We start from the raw sequence: 20,884 nt of genomic DNA on the forward strand, positions 1-20,884 counted from the left end.
CCTTGCGTAAGATTTGAATCCTCTCCTTCCAATCGTTTCATGAATAGCCAGCTTATGAGCATTGTAAACGATCTCGCTTAGAGGGTCAAAACGAAAAGACGGATAAGGTAAGTCCATCTAACCTGACCGAAAAGATTAAATTTATTCTAATTTAGTATATATACATAATATTTTTACAGCGATTGTCCGATAAAAGGATGGGTGAAGATTATGATGGGGGATAGTTAAAATGAAGAAAAGGATTCGAAATTGGTTTACTTTAACCGTAAAAAAACGCCTGATTGCTGCATTGCTCCTGTTCCTGATAGTACCGAGCATTACCGTGGGATGGTTGTCTTATCAAAAAGCTGCTGACCAGGTTAAAATGGAAATTATTCGTTCTGCACAGGCCAAAACAGAAATGCTTAGTCTGCAGATAAATCAAATGCTGGAAATGGAGAAGGATAACGCAGCACAGATGGCCGCGGGTATTACTTCAAACGATATTATTAACAAATCTCCTGCACTTCAAAGGCAGATGGATCGAATGTCTCAGAATCACAAGGAACTGGGAGTACTTACCGCAGGTGCCGAAGATGGTAGCTGGATGAAGTCCCCTGATCCTGGAGAACAGATCTATGACCCGCGAGAACGTTCATGGTATACGATGGGCATGTCCCAGGACGAGCCAGTAATCTCGGATACGTTCCAGTCGGTTACAACAGGCGAATGGGTTGTAACGGCATCAGCCAAATTGGCTGACGGCAAAGGGGTATTCGGGGCCAATGTCAGTCTCAATCATCTGAAAGAATCCGTTGATCAGATACGCATTGGTAAAGAAGGAAAACTGTACATGCTGGATAACGGGGGCAAATTCCTGTTCCACTACAATATTGAATCGGGTACGCAATCGGATGAAAGCTACATTAATGAAATGTATACGAAGGAAAGTGGGACCGTGAAGTATACATACGATGGTCGCGAATTGGAAGCCGTGTACTTTACCAATCCGGTGACGGGTTGGAAAATTGTTGGTGAGATGGTTCCTTCCGAAGCAACGGAAGCGGTAATGCCTATTTTGATCCGTGCAATTACAATTGTGGCATCTGCATTGGTTATTGGGTTGATTCTGCTTATTTTCATTATCCGCAGCATTCATCGGCCATTGCTGCAATTAACGCAGGCAGCATCCAAAGTAAGCGCCGGGGATCTTACCGTTCGGGTTGGTTTGCAGCGCAAGGATGAGTTCGGACAGCTTGGAGAAAGCTTTGACACGATGACGACTTCACTGCGTAGTGTGCTTGGAGAGGTACATGATACGTCCAGCCAGTTGGCAGCATCTTCTGAAGAGTTGATGGCAAGTTCCGAGCAGACATCCAAAGCCACAGAACAGGTGGCTGAACTGATGCAGGATGCAGCGGCGGGAACGACTCTGCAGAACAACAGTCTCGCGGCTACAGGCCAACTCGTGGGCGAAATGTCCATTGGAGTCAAAGAAATCTCATCAAGTGCTGAAGACACCGCTCGTATCGCTCTTGATGCATCGACCAAGTCGGAAGCGGGTATGGTTACCGTAGAAGAAGCAGTTACGCATATTCAACAGGTGAATGACGAGAGTAAAGCCATGTCTGTGGTCATTGAGGATCTACGCGCGAAAAATGAAGAGATTCTTGTGATTGTGGCCGAGATTACGGCCATCGCCAAGCAGACCAACATTCTCGCATTGAATGCATCCATTGAAGCTTCAAGAGCTGGCGAGCAAGGTCGCGGATTTGCGGTCGTAGCCAACGAAGTGAAGACACTGGCTCACAGTTCAGGCGCATCAGCCGAGCGCATTAACGAGCTTATGCATGAGATGCAGGAGAAAACCAATGCAGTGCAATCGACCTTTGCCCGTACAGGAGAAGGTATGGTCAAGAGTTCGCAGATGGTTACGGAGGCAGGCGAAGCCTTCCATAACATTCGTACTGCCGTACAATTAGTTGCTGCACAAGCTGGAGAAGTATCTGCGGCTTCCCGTCAGATTGATGGGGGTATGGGGCATATCAACAAGGCAGTAAATGATACGATGGTTCTATCGGACAGAATTGCCTCTGGAACGGAAGATGGATCAGCGGCTGCTCAAGAGCAGTTGGCTACAATGGAAGAGGTCGCAGCATCTTCGGCGGCATTGTCACGTATGGCTGAAGATCTGCAAAGCATGATTGAACGGTTTAAGTTGTAACACGGATTGAAATGAGACTGCGGGGTTGCGACCCTGCGGTCTTTTTCTGTTGAACAAAGGGGTATCCACTATGTCTTCAACCAAACACTTCTTTCAGTTATATTGACATTAACCAAACGAAATTATATTATGTCTATAAATAAACAAACAAAAATGATAATAAATTGATTTGTGTTCGCTTGAAATGACCATAACATGATAAAAAGGAGCTTTACATGAAATCATCAGAATCCTGGTTGCAAACAGATTCGCTGGAAGAGATTAAGCGTGGTTACATGGAGGAAGGTCCCGCCTATATATGCGTCTGCTGTGGATACAGGACGGAAGCGGGGATTATATACCCTGAAGAAGGGGTGCTCTATGAGGCAGCCCGCTATATGCGTGTTCATATCGAGAAAGCTCATGGATCGGTATTTGAGTATTTGCTGGAGTTGGATAAAAGCATAACCGGATTGTCTGATGTGCAACGGGGCTTGCTGGCCCAATTCTATGAAGGCAAGAAGGATGCTGAAGTACAGAAGGCCCTTGGCATTGGGAGTTCTTCCACAATCCGTAATCACCGGTTTGTATTGAAGGAGAAGGAACGGCAGGCCAAGATATTCCTGGCATTAATGGAGCTTCTCAAGAGTAAGGATACCCAGGCTCCAGCTGAGTGGGTATCGCCTGTGACAAGGCATGGACATACGATCCATCGTGACTCATTTGATATTACAGAACAGGATCGGGATAAGGTACTGAACAAGTATTTTCCAGAGGGTACTGGCGGTCCGCTAAAGACGTTTCATATGCAGCAAAAGCATAAATATATCGTGCTCACCGAGATTGCCAAACGATTCGATCCAGAACGCAAATATTCCGAGAAACAGGTCAATGAGCTATTGAAGGAAGTCTATGACGATTACGTGGAAATACGAAGGTATCTCATCGACTATGGCTTGCTGGAACGTGAGCCAGATGGCAGTCAGTATTGGCTGGAGAGCCGTGCAGATCAACAGAACGCCGAAGATAGCACACAGGGGCGCAAAGAAAAGGGGGAGCAGGAGAACATGAATCGTCGCAAAGAATTGCAGGAACAGGCGAAGGAAGTCAAAACGGAAGCGGGCGTCTACCAGATTCGGAATGAACGTAACGGCAAAGTCTATATCGACAGTACACTTAACCTGAAAACCATTAATGGACAACGGTTTATGCTACAGATGGGTAGTCACCTGAATCGAAGGTTGCAGGCTGAATGGAATGAATATGGTGAGAATGCCTTTGTGATCGAAGTGCTGGAGACATTGAAGAAAGACGATAACGCGTATTACGATCCCAAAGATGCACTGGCCAAATGTCTGAACCGCTGGTTTGAACAGTTAGAGCCTTACGGAGATCAAGGGTACCATGGAGATAAAAAGCAATCTGCTGAATAGGAGAGGCATTTCTTTTCTAAAAAGCTTGTTCCTTATAACTCAAATATAACTCAAAAGCCCCTCTGCCAATATGATGGCAAAGGGGCTTTTGGTATGTGTAGAGACTACTTGTATAGTTTACAGCTTAAATTGTTCCACCAGCTTCTGCAGCTTGTGAGCCAGATGGGCGAGCGAGTCAGCAGAGGATGATATCTCCTGCATGGAAGCAACCTGCTCCTCTGTAGCTGCAGAGATGTTCTCTGTTCCATCTGCATTCGTTTCCGAAATGGTGTGGATCTGATCAATGGATTGTACGACTTCGGCTGTACTTGCAGACATCTGCTGTGAGGCAGCTGCAATATTCTCAAGCTGATGATTGACGACACCCACAGCCTGACTAATCTGGGCAAAGGCTTCATCTGCAAACTGCACGGCACGAATGCCGTTGCTTACATCCTGTTGCCCGATCTGTACATTGTGATTGGCCATCGATATCTCCTGTTGAATCGCTCCAACCATCTCTACAATCTTCTGGCCGGAAAGGCTGGATTGTTCCGCGAGTTTGCGGACTTCGCTGGCAACCACGGAGAAGCCACGTCCATGCTCACCTGCACGTGCTGCTTCAATAGAAGCATTGAGAGCAAGCAAATTGGTCTGTGCAGCGATGTCTGTAATGACAGATACCATCTCGCCAATAGATGTGGAATGCTGTTCAAGTCGTCCAGCGGTATCGGCCATACCCTGCACAAAGCGACTGACGGAATCCATCTCGGATACGGCCGTCTGCATGGTGGCATTTCCTTTATCCGCGAGCTCACTTGCTTGCATGGCAGCTTCAGATACTTGTTGAGTACTGTGCGTTACCTGTCCCACACCTCCAGCTAGCTCATTCATCTGCTGTGCCGTATGCTTCAGGCTGCTGGCTTGTTTCTCAAGTCCAACTGCGGATTCTTCCGTGATCAAGGCAACTTGCTCTGTCGCTTTGGTTGTCTCGGATGAGTTGACTGCCAATTGTGTTGAAGAAGCAGTTAGCTCATCAGCCGTGTGTCGCACGTCCTGAATAACGGTTCGCAAGGATTCGCTCATTTTATTGAAGCTGGTGCTCAGCTTGCCGAATTCATCCTGTCCCAATACAGCAACCTCGATGGTCAGATTACCATTACTAATTTCATCAGATGCCTTCACCAAGCGGTTCAGTGGTTTGGTGATTGACTGTACAATCCAGAAAATAATGATGGAGCTTACCGCAATTGCAATTGCTATAACGACAAGTGTGGTATAGAGGATCGGACGAACAGACGCTGTCACTTCACCATTGTCAATGACACCGACCACGGTCCAGCCTGTCGTTTCATTGGTGGAGAAAAAGGCGTGTTCCTGGTTTCCATTTAGCGTATAAGTCAGGCTTCCGTTTTTCTGTGCAAAAATATCTTTATAGGGTGCCATGGTTCCTTCGGTCCCTGGTTTTTCGGTAGGATGTACAATGATTTTATTGGCATTATCAATGATATAGACATAACCCTTCTCGCCAATCTTTGTGGAATTAACCGTCTTGGAGAGGGCTTCAAGCGACAAACTGACAGAGACGACACCATGGCCATCCGCTGAGGTCTGAGCTACCGAAGCAACAACATTGCCGGTATTGCTTGATATGTAGGGTGTAATTACGGTAGGGACATCTTTGTTCTGCGTAGCAGCCTGATACCACGGGCGTTCCCGCGGGTCGTACCCTTCTTTGTTCACTGCAGTTACAGGGGAGTTAATGTACACACCCTGATCGGTACCGATGGAGGCAAGTTCCACGTCATCATGGGTTTCCTTATACGCGTCAAGCAAGGTACGGATGGTATCTGTCTCGTCACCCTGGTTGGGTCCGACATTGCCTGCATCCAGCTGGCTTGCCAAGAAATCAACATTTTTGCGCGTTGCACCAATGATTTGGTCAATGGTCTGGTTAAGTACGGTAACACTGCTGATTGCGTTCTCATACATTTTCTCTTCAACCTTGGCATCGGCTGTTTGGAACGAGATAATGCCCAGACTGATTGTTGGAATGAGTAGCACGATGGCAAATGATAAAATCAGTTTTTCTCTCATCTGCAGCGTTCTTTTGGTCCCTTGTTTACGAATCTTCTTCATACACATTCCCCCTCTGTGTAACCCATCCCTATGTCTGGTGGACAAGTCAATCTGGTAAAAGATAGTTCATTCCATCCTTTCCAGATGTTTCTGGTGCTATCGTATGACAAAATTCGAGTTTATTCAACATGAATTATGATTTTTACGAAAATATTTTTCGGGTTTGTAGGTATTTAGGATTACATCTGTTCTATAAAAATTAATCTGTCTCTCCCTTAGTGCACATCTTGTGGTATATTTCTGAATTAATGTGACATGAAAAATGAACCTGAATGGATATACATCGATATATATCGGTTTATGGAGACCAAAATTGGAGAGGGGATGTACCAGAGTTGGACCAAAGTACATTACAGATATCTGGACAAGAGAACACGAAAGAGGTCCAGGATCAGGCTACATTCATGCAGGGGGTCAAAGATTGTATCCCAACTCTGCTTGGTTATTTGAGTATTGGTTTTGCTGCGGGTGTCATTGAAATGACCGCAGGTCTGAGTTTGGCGGAAACGGCCCTGCTCAGCCTGATTCTATATGCAGGATCGGCTCAGTTCATTGCAGCAGGCATGCTCGCATCGAATGGGTCAGCGCTAGCCATCATGTTCACCATATTTTTCGTGAATCTACGTCATTTGCTGCTCAGTGCAGCTGTATCACCGTATTTTCGTCACCTGACCCCGCTTAAAAATATGTGGATTGGTTCACTGCTTACCGATGAGTCTTTCGGTGTGGCGATGACACGTGCGATCGGCAGGGAAAGGCTCAGTGAACGCTGGATGCACGGTCTGAATATTACCGCGTACCTGAACTGGTTTGTGGCCAATATGGCGGGAGCGTACTTTGGACGCTGGATCACTAACCCGGAACGACTGGGTCTGGATTATGCCCTGCCAGCGATGTTTATTGGACTGGTTGTACTCCAGTTGGTGCATCGTAAAAACAAAAAAATACACATTAATGTGGCTATTATCGCCGTTGTCTGTGTAATCTTCGCCAGCATGGCTTCACTTGGCAGCATGAGTGTCATTGTGGCTGCGGTCATTGCGGCAACGATGGGAGTGTTCATGGAACGATGGAAGTAAGATGGGATGTATTTTGGATTATTATGGGCTCGGCACTGTTAACATTTATTCCGCGTGTACTGCCACTGATGCTGTTCAGCAAGATACAGATTCCAATGTGGTTGTTGCGCTGGCTTGAGTATGTACCCGTAGCGGTCATGGCAGCACTAATCGGTCAGGAACTGTTCATGTCGGACAACCAGTTAGTGCCGATTACGCACAATGCAGCTCTGTGGGCATCCCTGCCTACGATTGCAGTAGCGATCTGGACACGCAGTCTGCTTGGAACTGTACTGGTTGGTATTGTGGCTATGATGATTCTGCGGTACTTGATGGGGTAGAGTGTGGATTGAAATATGAAATACCTGAAGGAATAGAATTGTGATGAAAACGCTATTTTCTATTGTAGCCGAAAGGGATAAAATGGAGACTGAGGTGTTCAGTGTTTCCATTTTGCACAAGAGGAAGGAACGATTTCAATCATGAGTACAAGTCCATCCGTTATATTGTTTCAGGGAGACTCGATTACAGATGGGGGAAGATCACGCAATGATGATCCAAATCATTTTTTAGGACACGGCTATGCGTATCTGATCTCCAGCAAACTGGGTATGGAATTGGCGGGCAAGCATAAGACGTTCTATAACAGAGGTATAAGTGGAGATCGGGCATCGGATCTGTACGCACGGTGGAATGAGGATACGATTAGTCTGAAACCGGATCTGATCAGCATCCTGATTGGGGTTAATGATGCTTGGCGCACGATGAATGGTGAACCTAGCGGAATTACGGATCGTTTTGGACGAGCGTATCGCCATTTGCTCGAAGAAACACGGGAAGTGATGCCGGATACGGGGCTGGTTTTGCTGGAGCCGTTCATTCTGAAAACCGGAGCGACTGTGGAGAAATGGGAAGCCTGGGAAGAGTATATCAGTCAATATCAGAAACTGGCCCAAGGTCTCGCTGAAGAATTCGGAGCGGTGTGGGTGCCATTGCAGCAGACGTTTAATGATGCTCTGAAGCAGGCGGATGCAGCGTACTGGTTATGGGATGGCGTACATCCAACCGCGGCAGGTCATGAGCTAATTGCACGTCAGTGGTTATCTGTCGTACAGAATTCCCCGCTTGTGATTGTGTAATAACAACAGCGAACAATTGCGATATGGGCAGCAGCATTAAAGGTGTTCAGGATTAGTTGAGGACATAAGATATTTAAGAATATGAGATAGCCATAAAAAGCCTGTGGTGACAGGCAAAATGTAACGGAGGACCTGACGAAGGTTCTTCGTTTTTTTGTGTTGGGAAGGAGAAGGACGTAACGTCGTGGAAAGGGTTCTAGTGGATAATTCTTCAAAAGTGTTATTATATCCGGTAAAATGAAATCGATTACATTATAATATTGGTATGACAATCCATTAACGAAGAGTGGTGAATCCAGTGGAAGATTCCATTCACGAAGTCGAAAATGAAAACATAAACCAACGTGGAACTGAGAGCAAAGCAGTGAGTTCCATAAGTGCTGACAGACTCTTGGAGAAGTTATCCCGGCCTGAATTGGCTACGGTATACACGGACTTGAAGGCTTATGGTGAACGCGCTTTGAATGAACCCATGCCTTCCTTGTCGTTCCGTCTATATCGACAGTTCAGCGATACGGGTGAGCGGAAAGCCTATGAGCAGGCTTATTTCGATCGAAGGGGCAGATTGGCTGCTATGGCGATGCTCGCATTGGACAAGGCTAGGCCGGATGCACTGCAAGTGCTGGGAGAAATGTTGTGGGACGTATGCGGGGAGTATACGTGGTGCTTGCCAGCGCATCTGGGTACAGGTGAGGTCAACCAGGTGGATGGAAACATCGATCTGTTCGCCGCAGAGACGGTACATATGCTGGCCGAGATTGTGACCATTCACGCTGAGCGGCTGGATCGCCTTATCATAGAGCGGATCAGGTCTGAAGCAGAGCGGCGAATCTTCATTCCGCTTTACCGGGATCAACGGAAGTACCACTGGCAGACAGCGGATCACAACTGGTCGGCGGTCTGTGGTGGGTGCTGTGGTATGGCCGCGCTATTGCTGCTCAAGGATGAGACCACGCTGACGGAGTCGATCTCCCATACGGTCAGCTGTATGAACGCATTCCTGAGCGGTTATGGCGAGGATGGCGGCTGTGCTGAGGGCATTGGATATTGGGTATATGGCTTTGGTTACTTCACCTATTATGCCGAGATGCTTTGTGAGTATAGTGAGGGCGAACTAAATCTGCTGGCGGGTTCAAAAATCTCAGCAATCGCAGCCTTCCCGCTGCGAGTTCACCTGTCGGGAGGCACATTCGTGAATTATTCGGACAGTGCCGAGCAGGAAGAGATCCCTTCCGGATTGCTGTCGCTGCTCGTATCCCGGATCGGGTTGCAGGTTGATCTGCCGCTTCATATTCCACTGCTGACCGATGATCCTTGTCATCGCTGGGCTCATCTGTTGCGGAACGTCATGTGGAGCGATCCGGCAGTGTACGGTGATGAAGGTGCCTATGCACAGGCGGAACGAGGATTTATTTTCCAAAATATGGGCTGGATGATTGCAAAGGGTTCGCTCGATTCTCCGGATACAAAACGTACGAATGGCGCACCCCTTCATGTGGCTATTTCCATTAAAGGCGGGCATAACGATGAACCTCACAATCATAATGATCTGGGACAGTTCATTATCCATTGCGGTGGTGAGAACATCCTATGTGATCCCGGAGCAGGGTTGTATACCCAGGCGTATTTTGCACCAGGCAGAGAGCGACTGTTCCACATCTCATCATCCGGTCATAGCGTTCCGCTCATTGAAGGACAGGAGCAAAGCTCCGGTCGGCAAGCGCAAGCCCAAGTGATAGAGGCAAAGTTGGCAGAGGGTGGCGGTGAGCTGGATACTACTTTGGATCTGACATCCGCATATTCTGGGGCTGCTTCGTTGGCTCGGTATACGCGCCAATATCATTGGGAAATAGCTCCTGACGGTAGCAGAGATAGAGCAGAATTGCATCTGATTGACCGTTTTCAATGGAAGAGCAGGAGTATGTCTTCAGCTGCACGATCATCTTCGGTGGACGATTCAGATTCACATGCAGAGTGCTCAAGTGTTGTGGAACGATGGATGAGCAGAGTGCAGCCGGAAGTGATGAAGAGCGGTAATCTTCGTTGGCAAGGTGTACATGGAACGGTCCATATGACGTATGATGCGAACCAGTGGCATGTCCATACGGAGGCAATACACACAGTCGATCATGACAATGTTCCAGTCACATTCTATCGGACGTCACTATCATGGACAGGTGTGGTTGATGAGACGGATGTTCGGATAGAAAGTTCTGATCTGATTGAAACGGTATGTGAGGTAATCTTCATCATTGAACCGAAAATGGGAGAAACCGAGGTGAACATGATTGAGTAAATATACATCCGCGTCCACGTATCCATGGAAAGATGAACTCGAACGTTACCGTACATTGGCAGAACAAGCGGGTTCTGCTCCGGCAGACGGCTGGAATCGTGATCGCAAGTTAGCACTTGTTGAGAGTGTTGTTCGCGCTTACACTTCATATCAAGATAATGATGGTGCAATTATAGATCCGTTCTCGGGTGTGGAGAGGTATTATTCAACACCAGCCTATGCGATGGCTGCAGCAGTTCTGGTTGATGCGGGGCGTACAGATCTGCTTGATTCCGCAGCGGCAGCCCTGTCACAGAGCATTGATGCCGTGGTCAAAGGTAGCGTACCTGACAATCACCCTGATTTTTATCCGGTGCTTATGATGAGAGCTTATATGTTGTTGAAGTCACATCTGCCTGAACAAGCACAGATCTGGGCTGAGGCATTCATGACGATTGATCCAGAACAAGATTATATATTTACGATGAGCAAGATGAACAATCCCAACCGCATGATTAACTGGAACGCGATTATGATCTCTGGCGAATATCTGCGCTGGCGTGAACAGCTGGCGAGTGAGGATACCAGGTGGATGGATCGTTATCTGGAAGCCTATCATGTGCCCCGATTTACGGCGCTTGGGTTGTATCAGGATGGACCGCTGGATCGACCCAATTGTCCATTTTCCTATGATATTGCCACCCGGTATCACCTTGGGGTGATGCTTGATGCTGGTTACGAGGGAGCCACTGCCGATACGTTACGTGAGCAGCTACGCCATGGTGCCTTCAGCTCGCTACTGACGCTATCACCGCTAGGTGAGATTCCACCGCGTGGTCGCAGCTCGCAGCATCAGTGGAATGAAGCAGCGGCGGCTTATGTATGCTCCACACATGCAACACTAGCGTTACAGGCGGGAGATCCGGTGATGGCGGGTGCTTTCGCACGTGCGGCTAATCGGTGTTTTGCTGCTGTAGAGCGCTGGAAAATGGATGATGGGCGTCTAAAAATTGTACGCAATGAATACGCGCCAGAAGATCGTCATGGGTACGAAATCTATACCAACCATACTTGTTACAACCTGTGGACTGCAGCAGCACTGGCTCACGCTTGTCTCAGTGATCCGGGAGACGATGTGAGCGAAGTGTACCTTCCTTCCGAGGTGGGCAGCAGGGTTTTGCAGACCGATGGGTGGTTCGAAACCGTGATTGCTTCCGTACCTGGTCAGCAACTGGTATTGCACACGGCGATGAATGATCCGTATACGATCCCTGGTTTGGTTCGGATTCAGCAGATGGGGTTACCTGGTCTGATTGGTCCGTCCGCTGCCAGCCATGTGCAGGCCGGATTCACGGAATTTGCCGAAGGGGAGGTCCGTCCGCTCAGCTATTGTCCTGCCTGGAAGACACCAGATGGGGTATGGCACAGTCTTGCAGAGGGCATTCCATCCGGTGGTGCATATGATCGGGATGTTGGATTAGACCCTGCTCAGGGAGGTGGTTCCATTGTGTATGAGAAGGTGGACCATGATAAGCGGAACCAAGTGGAGCAGTCTCTGGCGGAAAGAGCGGCAGAAGATGGCGTAAGCGCCTCGGAGAATTCTTTTGCCGTGAGATGGGTTGGTCCATTCCCCGGAATTGAATCATTGCGTACCCATTATGTGCAACAGGCGGATGTGCTGACCATAACGTATGAATTCGAAGGTGAGATCGCGGCGGCAGGGGCACTCATTCCATTGATGTTCAGTGATGGTCGCGAACAGGCCGTGATTACCCATACGGATCAAAGCGTGCGAACGGAGTATCGGGGGGCGTATGTAGAATCCACAGCGCTGGATCAGGGAGCTATTATTCATCTGGAAGAGCAGCCTGTGGCTTTCCGTAATGGATTGCTGAAGGAAGCGCGGATTGAAGTGAGTGGAGCCCGCAGTCTGACATTTTCGATCCGATTGAGTGAGGTTAGTGATATTTAACTGATAGATATTGAGTCAGGGCATACGACGCTATAGATAAGTTGAGGATGAGCTGGAGCATCAATAACGGTGTCCGGTATTGAATCGAGGAGGGATATGTTCATGAACACATCAACGTCGGTAAAATGGCTGGAGGAAGCGTGGCAGCAGGGAACTGCCAAAACGATTCGGAATGCAAAGCGGATTAAGGATACATTTCCGCACATTGCCCCGCAGGGGACGTATGACCGGAATGATCCGGAATGGTGGACAGCAGGTTTCTGGCCTGGGTTGTTATGGCTGGTCTATAGGGATGCTCCAGAAAGTGAAGCGGTCGCTCCGCTATATCGCATTGCCGAAAGCTGTGAGCGGCAACTGGAAGGTTGCCTGCGTGATCCCGGATCGGTGGATCACGATCTGGGGTTCATCTGGCTGCTTAGTGGCGTAGCCAACTACCGCCAGACGGGCAGCACGGATGGACGGCGGCGTGGCATGCTTGCCGCCAACCTGCTCGCTGCCCGCTTCCACGTGCGCGGTGAGTTCATCCGCGCCTGGAACTTCAGCTCGTCAGCAATGGATACGCGCGGCGTAGCCATCATTGACAGCATGATGAACCTGCCGCTGCTCTACTGGGCATCCGAGCAGAGCGGCGATCCTCGCTTCCGCTGGCTGGCGGAAGCACATGCGGACACCGTGGCGCGCGAATTCATCCGCGCTGACGGGTCCATCTGCCACGTGGTGGAGTTCGATCCACACACGGGGCAGAAGCTACGAGAGCATGGCGGACAGGGCCATGCTCCAGGTTCCGCCTGGGCGCGGGGGACCGCCTGGGCGTTGCACGGGTTTGCGCTGTCTTTCCGGTATACGGGCGAAGCCCGATATCTGGAGACAGCGGAGCGCGCGGCCGATTTCTTCCTCGCCATGCTTGGCGAAGAGATCGTGCCGGTGTGGGATTTCCGCGCACCTGCGGAGCATCAGGTGGCGTGGGACTCGTCCGCTGCGGCGATTGCCGCGAGCGGGTTGCTAGAGCTGGCGAAGCTGTCGCCACGCGGGGAAACCTATGCCGCCGCAGGAGAACGTATCGTCCGCGGCTTGCATGAGAACTATAGCTCCGGCGACTCGGCAGCGGAAGAAGGTCTGATTATGCAGGGAACGGTGCATTACCCGGAAGGGCGAGGGCTGAATGTGCCGATTATATACGGCGATTATTTCTACATGGAAGCGCTGGCGAAGCTGCGTGGACGTGAGGGGTTATTTTAAAAGAAGAGATAAGAACTACGCACAGGATGAACTGAAGGTGAAAACTGCTCAGTAGGGTCGTGTTTGTGTTATTAGCCTGCGAGTTGTTTCATTAGATTCAATCCATAAAATCAGTTATATATTCAGTAGTCAGTAGCATCATTAGCCAATCATCATCACCTGTCCGCGTGCTCCGCCTCCAATACTAGGGAGGATATCTCTTCTATTGAAGGCAGAGCACACCTAAGGGTAATCTTGAAATAGACGAGTCAAGGGCGGTGGACAGGAAGATGATGTACATAAGTGAAGGAAGACGAAAGAATCTAACATACGAAGATCCCACTCGTGCGGTTCGCGTTGGGTTGCAGGCTTAATTAGTATGTTCTATTGAAACAAAGAATCTCACTTCGAAGGCGTACGTCTCAGAATAACAAAGTCGGCCGAAGACTGATCCGGATAGCGCTGCGGAATAATCTCATGAACTTTGAAATCAGGGTAGTCGAAGAGATAATCGAACAGATTACGGTCCTGGATTGTATCGATCCCCGGGTTGCCGTTTTCTTTCAATCGCGTGTATAACACCACCCATGCTGTGGAAGAGTGTAGAACATCATAGAGGGTATTGCGAAAATCTGTTTCATCCGTAATGTGATATAACACATCCAGACAGACCGTCAGATCGGCTTGCAGGAAACCTCGGTTAATCCACAGACCTGGTGTATACAGCATGAAACTTTTAGATGAATCTTTGGCAAACTGGGAAGCACAGCGTTTTACGGAAGAAGCAGCCACATCAACGCCGAGGTAATCCTCATAATTCATGTATTGCAACTGGTTGCCATCCCCACATCCAAACTCAATGACACGATGAATACCTTCACGTTGAATCAGTCCGTTCACGACCTCGGCCTTGAATTCAGCCAAAACCCCGTATGAACCCCTCCCAGAAGTTTCACCCGAACGATATGTTTCCTCCCAATACCCGATGTAATCAAAAGGCTGACGCATATGTTTCCCCCGATCCTGTGAAATGAAGTTCAAGACAGTCACTATACATAGGTTATGCGTATTATTCGCAGGTATGAATTAGTTGGAACAGTAGGAGCAAATGAATTAATTTCCACAGAATTCCCTGAAAATTTCCTGAAAGTCTAAACATCTGGAAAGAACTTGCCGACATTAAACATAAGGAAAAAAATGATGATAATCGGGGGGAAATGATGTTAAAGCCAAGATTGACCAAGTACATGGTGATGATGCTGGTGTTGATACTGAGTATATCCAACGTAGGCTTGGCCGCTGCGGCAGATAAAGAACTGTCCAAAATTGTGGTTTCCAAGAATGAAATGTCGCTCGAAGTTGGTGATTCCGGGTCTGTTACGGTGACGGGGGTTTATTCAGATAATACCTCGGCTAACGTGACGATTAGTACAACCTGGAGTAGCGAAGATACTTCGATAGCAACTGTATATAATGGTGCAATTACAGCCAAAAAGGAAGGTAAAGCAACCATTACGGCAGCTTACCAGGGTCAGAGCCAGACCGTTCAAGTGAAAGTGACGAAGAAGGTCAAAGCCCTTTCGAAAAACGTGCAAAGTCTTGATTTGCGCACGGGAGATACGAAGGACATCGTTTTGACAGCAACGTATAGTGACAATGAAACAAATAATGCAGCAGCAAGTACCGCAGAATGGTCTACCAGTGATGAGAAGGTTGCTACCGTTGTGAATGGTAAAGTAACTGGACAAAGCGCAGGTACGGCAGTTATCACAGCCAAAGTTGGCAGCCAAAGCGTGACGGTAGATGTTAACGTTGAAGTGGTAAAACGTGTAGATGTAGACAAACAACAGGTTAACCTGTTGTTGAACAAAAGTGAAAGTGTGAAAGTGACGGCTACTTATCCAGATGGCACAACCAAAGATGTAACGGATCTGGCGGAGTGGACATCCAGCAATGAGAAGGTTGCAGACGTTCTTAAAGGCGAAATTACAGGATACTCGGCAGGTTCTGCCAAGATCACAGCCAAATACGGTACGAAATCAGTATCCGTTGACGTGGATGTGGATCTGACCAGCAAACTGAGTGTGGTGAAACAAAGTATTTTCTTCCGTTTGAGCGATACAACCAAAACGGCTAATGTCGTTGTAACGGCTTCTTATCCAAACAGCAGCGATGTGAATGTAACTGATCAAGCAACATGGACATCTAGCAACGAGAAGGTTGCAACGGTATTCAAGGGACAGGTTACAGCGATTAGTGCAGGTTCAACAACGATTAAAGCAACCTACAGTGGCAAAACCGTAGAGGTTGCTGTGGATGTAGATACGGCAAGATATTTGGATATCAAAGATGTGACTGACAAGCTCGCCATGAGTGTTACAGGTGAGAACAAGTCCAAAAAATTGGTAGCCAATGCAGAGTATATTGATGCAAGCACAGAAATTGTAACTTCCAAAGCAACATGGACTTCAAGCAATGCAGATGTTGTATATGTATCGAACGGCGATCTGATCGCGTACAAATCCGGTACGGCTACGATCACTGTAGCTTATGGCGGTAAAACGGTTAAATTTACAGTAAATGTAGACGTTCCGGACAAGTATGAAATGGATAAGAAAAAAGCATCAGTAGCTGTTGGTGGAACGACTTCTGCCAAAGTACTGGCGTTGTATGGTGAAACATCCAAAGATGTATCCGAAGATGCAACCTGGAGCAGCAGCAGCGACAAAATCGCTGAGGTAGATAGCAAAGGGGTTATCACAGGTGTTGCTACAGGTAAAGTAACCATCACAGCGAAGATTGAAGGCAAAACACTGACTCTGCCTGTCGAAGTGGGTATGGCTAGTGGGCTGGAAGCAGATGTGAACTTCGTTGTTCTGTCCGCCAAAGAAACACAGACCATCCTTCTAACAGGTACGGATGAGGACGGCAATACGCTGGATGTTACATCCGAAGCAACTTGGAAATCCAGCAATGCACGTGTAGCTGACGTGAAAAAAGGTGTGATCACAGGTAACAGTAGTGGTAAAGCCAACATCACGGCAGAATACGGCTCCAAAAAAGTGACCATTCAGGTCGAAGTGGATGTCATCTCACGTATTGAAGCTTCCGAACCAGCTCTTTCCCTGAAATCAGGCGATACAGCTGATCTGACGGTAACTGCTTTCTTGAGCGACGGTAGCGAGCGTGATGTTACGGACAAAGCTGAATGGAAAACGAACAGCTACAAAGTAGCTCAAGTGACCAAAGGTAAAGTCAAAGCTACAGGTTCTGGTAAAGCCAAAATTACTGCAAAATACGGTAGCAAGTCTGTCACCATTGCTGTAGATGTAGATACACTGAAATATTTGCAGACAGATAAAGTGACGTTGACCATGAAACCTGGTGAAAAGGTAACTGTAGCTGCTACTGCAACGTATGCCGATGGCAGTGAAGCCAATGTATCCAAACCGGCTCTCTGGAAATCTTCCCGTATTGCAACAGCATCGGTGAAAGATGGAATCATTCAGGCGAACGGCAAAGGTAAAGCAACGGTTACAGTAACATTTGCAGGTGTGAAAACCAAAGTAACGGTAGTGGTTGAAGCGAAGTAATGGGTTATTCCAATATGAGCTTGAAACGCGGAATATAATAAAGCGGTGATGCCCAGCTTAATAGCGGGTATCACCGTTTTTTTTGTATATAATCTAAAGTAAAAAAAGAAACGTCCTAAACCCCTGCATACACCCATTGCAGATGTATAACCAAGTGATTCTGTGACGTTCCTTGTATGTTCTATAACTACATCGTATGAGACAGTACCAGTGCACCATACGCAAAAGCGATTACGATCAGAATGGCTGGATGCAGCTTGGTCTTGGTCATGACCCAGAGCGAGATGCCTGCAATGATCAACGTCTGCCAGATGCCGATGGAATCGGTGGATAGCTGACCGAATTCCCATGTGAGCAGAATCATGAGCACAGCGATAACAGGCTGCACAAGCAACGTCATACCTTTGACTTTTGGTGACGTGCGATGTTTGTTTAATAAACGAAGTAATAAAATTAATGCGGTTGCGGAAGGTACGATTGTGGCAAAGCTTGCGATAAATGCCCCAAACCAGCCTGCTACGTGATATCCGACGAATGCAGCAATTTTGGTTGCAATCGGACCGGGAAGGGCGTTACCAATCGCCAGTACATCACCGAATTGCTCTGTGGTTATCCATTGGTAGTGGTTCACAATCTCTTCCTGCATTAGCGGAATGGAAGCTGGACCGCCCCCATATCCCAAGATGTTTGCTACGAAAAATCCCCAAAATAATTCCCACCAGGTCTGGAGCATCCTTAGGACACCCCCTTATCGGACTCGCCTTTGGACTTGAAGCGCTGAACCAGATCCAGATGGAAGACACCATATCCCAGGAAAACCGCGATCACAATCCCCGGATGGATATCCAGCAGCTGCAATAGTACAAAGGCAATCACGCCGAATAGGGCGGCAAAAACTTTGCCGAGTCCCTTCCAGGCTTTCATGGCGAATTCATAAGCCATCATGCCCAGCATGACAAAAATGACCGGCCGCACGGCGGCTACCATGCCTGCGACCACTTTCGACTCGCGCAGGGCGTACATGGAACCGAGCAGCGCAATAATGGCAATGCTTGTCGGCAAAATATGAGCGAGTACGGACACAATCGCGCCCAGCACACCTTTGGTTTTATAACCGAGATATGCGGCCATCTTGGTCGCGATGGGACCCGGCAGGGCATTGGCGATAGCCAAAATCTCGCCGAACTCCTCATCACTGACCCATTTATAACGCGTAACGGCTTCATAACGGATTAACGGGATCACCGAAGGGCCACCGCCGTATCCGAGAATTCCGGTTCGTACCATTCCGATGACGAGACCGTTGTAATCTTTCCAACCCATGCTGATTTCCTCCTAGAGTCTCATGCCCATCCGGCTTTTATAGCGTTTCAACAATAGCTGTGATTCCACTTTGACGATACCCGGCATCTTATAGAGTTTCTCCAGCAAGAACTGCTCCATCTCTTCCATATCCGCAAAAATACCGTGCATGTGTAGAGTACTCGGGCCTGTCATATGATAAAGGCTGGTGACGGCCGGTTCTTCGTCCAGTTTCTCAGCCACTTCATCCAGGAAGGGCGGTTCGACATCCACATTGAAAAAGGCCGAGACCTGAAGCCCAACCTTGCCAGGGTTAATGACTACGGTGAAGCGTTCGATGATTCCTTTTTCAGATAACGCATTAATGCGTGCCTGAACAGCTACACGTGATAACCCGATCTGTGTACCCAAATCCGTATAGGATATTCGGCTGTTGTGGTGAAGCGCGGCGATGATTTTGCGATCCATCTCGTCCAGATTGTACATTTGAGGAATTTCTCCACCCTTGGAGGAGCGTTTCTCTGACATGTTGACCATCCTTTTCTCTCGCTATATGAAATGAACATTGAGATTTTACTAAACATACAATGTGTATGTGGCATTCATATTTTAATGACGAATCGTAATTGAAGTCAATCTATTTATCATGATTATTGAATTTAACTGATTTTATGCTTTCATTTTGTTGTTTTGACCAATCAAAAAAATAAAAAGGCCACTCGCGCAGTCCAATAGCGAGCAGCTGTTAAATAATAGATAGCTTAATTGTAGCGCAAAGCACGATAAGAAGCATGTCCGGTTATCCCTGTGCTGTCTTGGGCAGCAAAAGGGTAACGGTTGTGCCTTCGCCAGGATCGGAAGAAACTCTCAATGTTCCACCTGCACCACGAGCACGCTCTTCCATGCTGAACAATCCAACGCCATTGCCAGCGGTTGCTTCGCTGAATCCAGCCCCTTGGTCTTCAATAATAACCATCGTCATGTCCTCAGCATCTTCTACCGTAACACGTGCCTCGGCAACATCGGCATACTTCGCGACATTCGTTAAGGCTTCCTGAATAATTCGGTATATGGCAATCTCCCGGTTCATCTCCAGTCGCTTGCGCAAATTACATTCCAGATCGATTTCGATCCCGTAGTGACGGGTGTAATTCTCGATATAGGTCCGAATCGCCGGAACAACACCAAGGTCATCCAGAACGGATGGTCTCAGCTCCCATGCCATACCGCGTACATCTTCCATAATGCCCGTGACCTGTTTACGAAGTGCTTCAACCCCGGGGTGAGGCTGGTCTGCCAGCAGGCGATCCATCTGAATCACCAGAGAGAAGAGACTCTGTCCAATCCCGTCATGCAGTTCACGCGAGATCCGGCGTCGTTCCTCTTCCTGAATATTCATCACTTGGGACATCATCTTTTGCAATTCGGCTTCGACGGATTTCAGCTTGGTGACCTCGCTACGTACAGCCAGGTATTGATATGGCTCCCCGTCGTTATCAAGGAAAGGCACGATGGTGGTGTTGACCCAATAATGACTGCCATCTCTGGCACGATTGAGAATTTCCCCGTTCCATACCTTACCTGAGGATATCGTGTCCCACAGGTTTTTCATAAAGCTTTTGCCATGGTATCCGGAATTAATGATTCGATGATCCTTACCGATCAGTTCCTCGCGCTCATACTGTGAGATTTCACAGAATTTATCATTCACATACTGGATTTTCCCCTTGCGGTCTGTCAGGGCTACAATGGAGGATTCATCCAAGGCAAATTTCAGATCACTCAGTTGATGCAGGGAACCCTTCAGCCTGCTGCGAAATTCATTATCCGTAATGTGATTATCTATTTCGTTCAGCAGGAGGCGTACGGGCTGGTCTGCGAGTCCACTTAGTCTGTTCTTGCGTGCACTACTCAAAGTTCAGCAACCCCTTTTTCATGGCGAACTTCACCAGTTCCGGTCGTGTACGCAGGCCAAGCTTCTCCATCAGATTGCTTTTGTGGGATTCGACCGTTTTGACACTGATGATCAGATGTTCGGCGATTTCCTTGTTGGCGTATCCCTTCGCAATCCAGGACAAAATCTCTTTCTCCCGCTCGGATAACGTGTCATACGGTCCGGCGTTTTCCTGTTTGGCTTTGTCCAGGTATTCGCTCATTAGCCGTTTGGTTGCACTTGGGTACAGATAGGCGCTACCCTCTGCTACGGAACGAATCGCGGCAAGCAATTCTTCATGCGGCGCACTTTTGAGTATATATCCGGATGCTCCCGCGTGGATGGCGCGGAACAGATATTCTTCATCATCATGCATGGTTAGAATCAGGATCGCGAGATCCGGCATTAATTTTTTTAATTCAGCTGTAGCGGTCAGACCGTCTTTGCCCGGTGGCATGCTGAAATCCATCAAGACGACATCTGGCTTCAATTCTTGAGCCTTGGCAATGGCTTCATCGCCATCTGCGGCATCTCCAACGATATGTATATCATTCTTTCCTTCGAGTAAGGCGATCAGCCCGGAGCGCACGACAACATGGTCGTCTACAACTAATAGTTGAATCACATCATTTCCCCCTGTCCGCTTCCTCAGTTCTATCTC

Annotated in this window: 16 protein-coding genes; 9 read left to right on the forward strand and 7 right to left on the reverse strand. The window is 48.1% G+C overall.

Annotated features, from left to right (window positions below):
- Window positions 1-229: 229 nt before the first annotated feature.
- Together MHI06_RS01725 and MHI06_RS01730 are read left to right on the forward strand one after the other, a co-directional pair.
- Window positions 230-2,203: a methyl-accepting chemotaxis protein gene (locus MHI06_RS01725; RefSeq protein ID WP_340400194.1), complete on the forward strand. Its 1,974-nt coding sequence runs from the start codon at window positions 230-232 to the stop codon at window positions 2,201-2,203.
- A 215-nt stretch (window positions 2,204-2,418) separates the two neighbouring features.
- On the forward strand, window positions 2,419-3,615 hold the full coding sequence (locus MHI06_RS01730; RefSeq protein WP_340400195.1) for a DUF2087 domain-containing protein: 1,197 nt from the start codon (window positions 2,419-2,421) through the stop codon (window positions 3,613-3,615).
- 117 nt (window positions 3,616-3,732) lie between these two features.
- On the opposite strand, the gene MHI06_RS01735 is transcribed toward MHI06_RS01730, so the two are convergent.
- Entirely contained in the window at window positions 3,733-5,733 is a 2,001-nt protein-coding gene (locus MHI06_RS01735) for a methyl-accepting chemotaxis protein (RefSeq protein ID WP_340400196.1), read from the reverse strand.
- A gap of 404 nt (window positions 5,734-6,137) precedes the next feature.
- Here MHI06_RS01735 and MHI06_RS01740 point away from each other — a divergent pair, with 404 nt between their 5' ends.
- From MHI06_RS01740 to MHI06_RS01765, 6 genes are all read left to right on the forward strand, one after another.
- Entirely contained in the window at window positions 6,138-6,812 is a 675-nt protein-coding gene (locus MHI06_RS01740; RefSeq protein WP_145325773.1) for an AzlC family ABC transporter permease, read from the forward strand.
- Window positions 6,803-7,132, forward strand: coding sequence for an AzlD domain-containing protein (locus MHI06_RS01745; RefSeq protein WP_169480914.1), 330 nt, complete (start codon window positions 6,803-6,805; stop codon window positions 7,130-7,132). The genes MHI06_RS01740 and MHI06_RS01745 overlap by 10 nt, the downstream gene beginning before the upstream one ends.
- 141 nt (window positions 7,133-7,273) lie before the next feature.
- A complete protein-coding gene (locus MHI06_RS01750; protein ID WP_340400197.1) occupies window positions 7,274-7,930 on the forward strand; it encodes an SGNH/GDSL hydrolase family protein in 657 nt (218 codons plus the stop codon).
- A 298-nt stretch (window positions 7,931-8,228) separates the two neighbouring features.
- A complete protein-coding gene (locus tag MHI06_RS01755) occupies window positions 8,229-10,226 on the forward strand; it encodes a heparinase II/III family protein (RefSeq protein ID WP_340400198.1) in 1,998 nt (665 codons plus the stop codon).
- On the forward strand, window positions 10,219-12,177 hold the full coding sequence (locus tag MHI06_RS01760; protein ID WP_340400199.1) for a glycosyl hydrolase: 1,959 nt from the start codon (window positions 10,219-10,221) through the stop codon (window positions 12,175-12,177). The genes MHI06_RS01755 and MHI06_RS01760 overlap by 8 nt, the downstream gene beginning before the upstream one ends.
- Window positions 12,178-12,279: 102 nt before the next feature.
- Entirely contained in the window at window positions 12,280-13,416 is a 1,137-nt protein-coding gene (locus MHI06_RS01765; protein WP_340400200.1) for a glycosyl hydrolase, read from the forward strand.
- A 381-nt stretch (window positions 13,417-13,797) separates the two neighbouring features.
- Here the strand turns inward: MHI06_RS01765 and MHI06_RS01770 are convergent, their stop codons facing one another.
- Window positions 13,798-14,403: a class I SAM-dependent methyltransferase gene (locus tag MHI06_RS01770; RefSeq protein ID WP_340400201.1), complete on the reverse strand. Its 606-nt coding sequence runs from the start codon at window positions 14,401-14,403 to the stop codon at window positions 13,798-13,800.
- A gap of 212 nt (window positions 14,404-14,615) precedes the next feature.
- On the opposite strand from MHI06_RS01770, the gene MHI06_RS01775 reads away from it, so the two are divergent.
- On the forward strand, window positions 14,616-16,988 hold the full coding sequence (locus tag MHI06_RS01775) for an Ig-like domain-containing protein (RefSeq protein ID WP_340400202.1): 2,373 nt from the start codon (window positions 14,616-14,618) through the stop codon (window positions 16,986-16,988).
- Window positions 16,989-17,175: 187 nt separating this feature from the next.
- Here MHI06_RS01775 and MHI06_RS01780 read toward each other — a convergent pair whose 3' ends face one another.
- From MHI06_RS01780 to MHI06_RS01800, 5 genes are all read right to left on the reverse strand, one after another.
- Window positions 17,176-17,721 (reverse strand): chromate transporter, encoded by a 546-nt coding sequence (locus MHI06_RS01780; protein ID WP_340400203.1) that lies wholly within the window; start codon window positions 17,719-17,721, stop codon window positions 17,176-17,178.
- 2 nt (window positions 17,722-17,723) lie between these two features.
- Window positions 17,724-18,311, reverse strand: a complete 588-nt coding sequence (locus tag MHI06_RS01785; RefSeq protein ID WP_017691071.1) for a chromate transporter — start codon at window positions 18,309-18,311, stop codon at window positions 17,724-17,726.
- Window positions 18,312-18,323: 12 nt separating this feature from the next.
- A complete protein-coding gene (locus MHI06_RS01790) occupies window positions 18,324-18,818 on the reverse strand; it encodes an Lrp/AsnC family transcriptional regulator (RefSeq protein ID WP_036616550.1) in 495 nt (164 codons plus the stop codon).
- A 271-nt stretch (window positions 18,819-19,089) separates the two neighbouring features.
- A complete protein-coding gene (locus tag MHI06_RS01795) occupies window positions 19,090-20,205 on the reverse strand; it encodes a PAS domain-containing protein (protein ID WP_340400204.1) in 1,116 nt (371 codons plus the stop codon).
- The gene (locus tag MHI06_RS01800; RefSeq protein WP_336763934.1) at window positions 20,198-20,848 is read right to left on the reverse strand and encodes a response regulator transcription factor; all 651 of its coding nucleotides are present in this window, start codon (window positions 20,846-20,848) and stop codon (window positions 20,198-20,200) included. The genes MHI06_RS01795 and MHI06_RS01800 overlap by 8 nt, the downstream gene beginning before the upstream one ends.
- Between the last annotated feature and the right edge of the window lie 36 nt (window positions 20,849-20,884).

Origin of the sequence: Paenibacillus sp. FSL H8-0079 (assembly GCF_037991315.1) — a bacterium.
In the GTDB taxonomy this organism is placed as follows: domain Bacteria; phylum Bacillota; class Bacilli; order Paenibacillales; family Paenibacillaceae; genus Paenibacillus.

Excerpts from the sequence above, each read along its gene's own strand:
- MHI06_RS01725 (WP_340400194.1), top strand. The coding sequence starts at position 230 with ATGAAGAAAAGGATTCGAAATTGGTTTACTTTAACCGTAAAAAAACGC.
- MHI06_RS01730 (WP_340400195.1), top strand. The coding sequence starts at position 2,419 with ATGAAATCATCAGAATCCTGGTTGCAAACAGATTCGCTGGAAGAGATT.
- MHI06_RS01735 (WP_340400196.1), bottom strand. The coding sequence starts at position 5,733 with ATGAAGAAGATTCGTAAACAAGGGACCAAAAGAACGCTGCAGATGAGA.
- MHI06_RS01740 (WP_145325773.1), top strand. The coding sequence starts at position 6,138 with ATGCAGGGGGTCAAAGATTGTATCCCAACTCTGCTTGGTTATTTGAGT.
- MHI06_RS01745 (WP_169480914.1), top strand. The coding sequence starts at position 6,803 with ATGGAAGTAAGATGGGATGTATTTTGGATTATTATGGGCTCGGCACTG.
- MHI06_RS01750 (WP_340400197.1), top strand. The coding sequence starts at position 7,274 with ATGAGTACAAGTCCATCCGTTATATTGTTTCAGGGAGACTCGATTACA.
- MHI06_RS01765 (WP_340400200.1), top strand. The coding sequence starts at position 12,280 with ATGAACACATCAACGTCGGTAAAATGGCTGGAGGAAGCGTGGCAGCAG.
- MHI06_RS01770 (WP_340400201.1), bottom strand. The coding sequence starts at position 14,403 with ATGCGTCAGCCTTTTGATTACATCGGGTATTGGGAGGAAACATATCGT.
- MHI06_RS01775 (WP_340400202.1), top strand. The coding sequence starts at position 14,616 with ATGTTAAAGCCAAGATTGACCAAGTACATGGTGATGATGCTGGTGTTG.
- MHI06_RS01780 (WP_340400203.1), bottom strand. The coding sequence starts at position 17,721 with ATGCTCCAGACCTGGTGGGAATTATTTTGGGGATTTTTCGTAGCAAAC.
- MHI06_RS01785 (WP_017691071.1), bottom strand. The coding sequence starts at position 18,311 with ATGGGTTGGAAAGATTACAACGGTCTCGTCATCGGAATGGTACGAACC.
- MHI06_RS01790 (WP_036616550.1), bottom strand. The coding sequence starts at position 18,818 with ATGTCAGAGAAACGCTCCTCCAAGGGTGGAGAAATTCCTCAAATGTAC.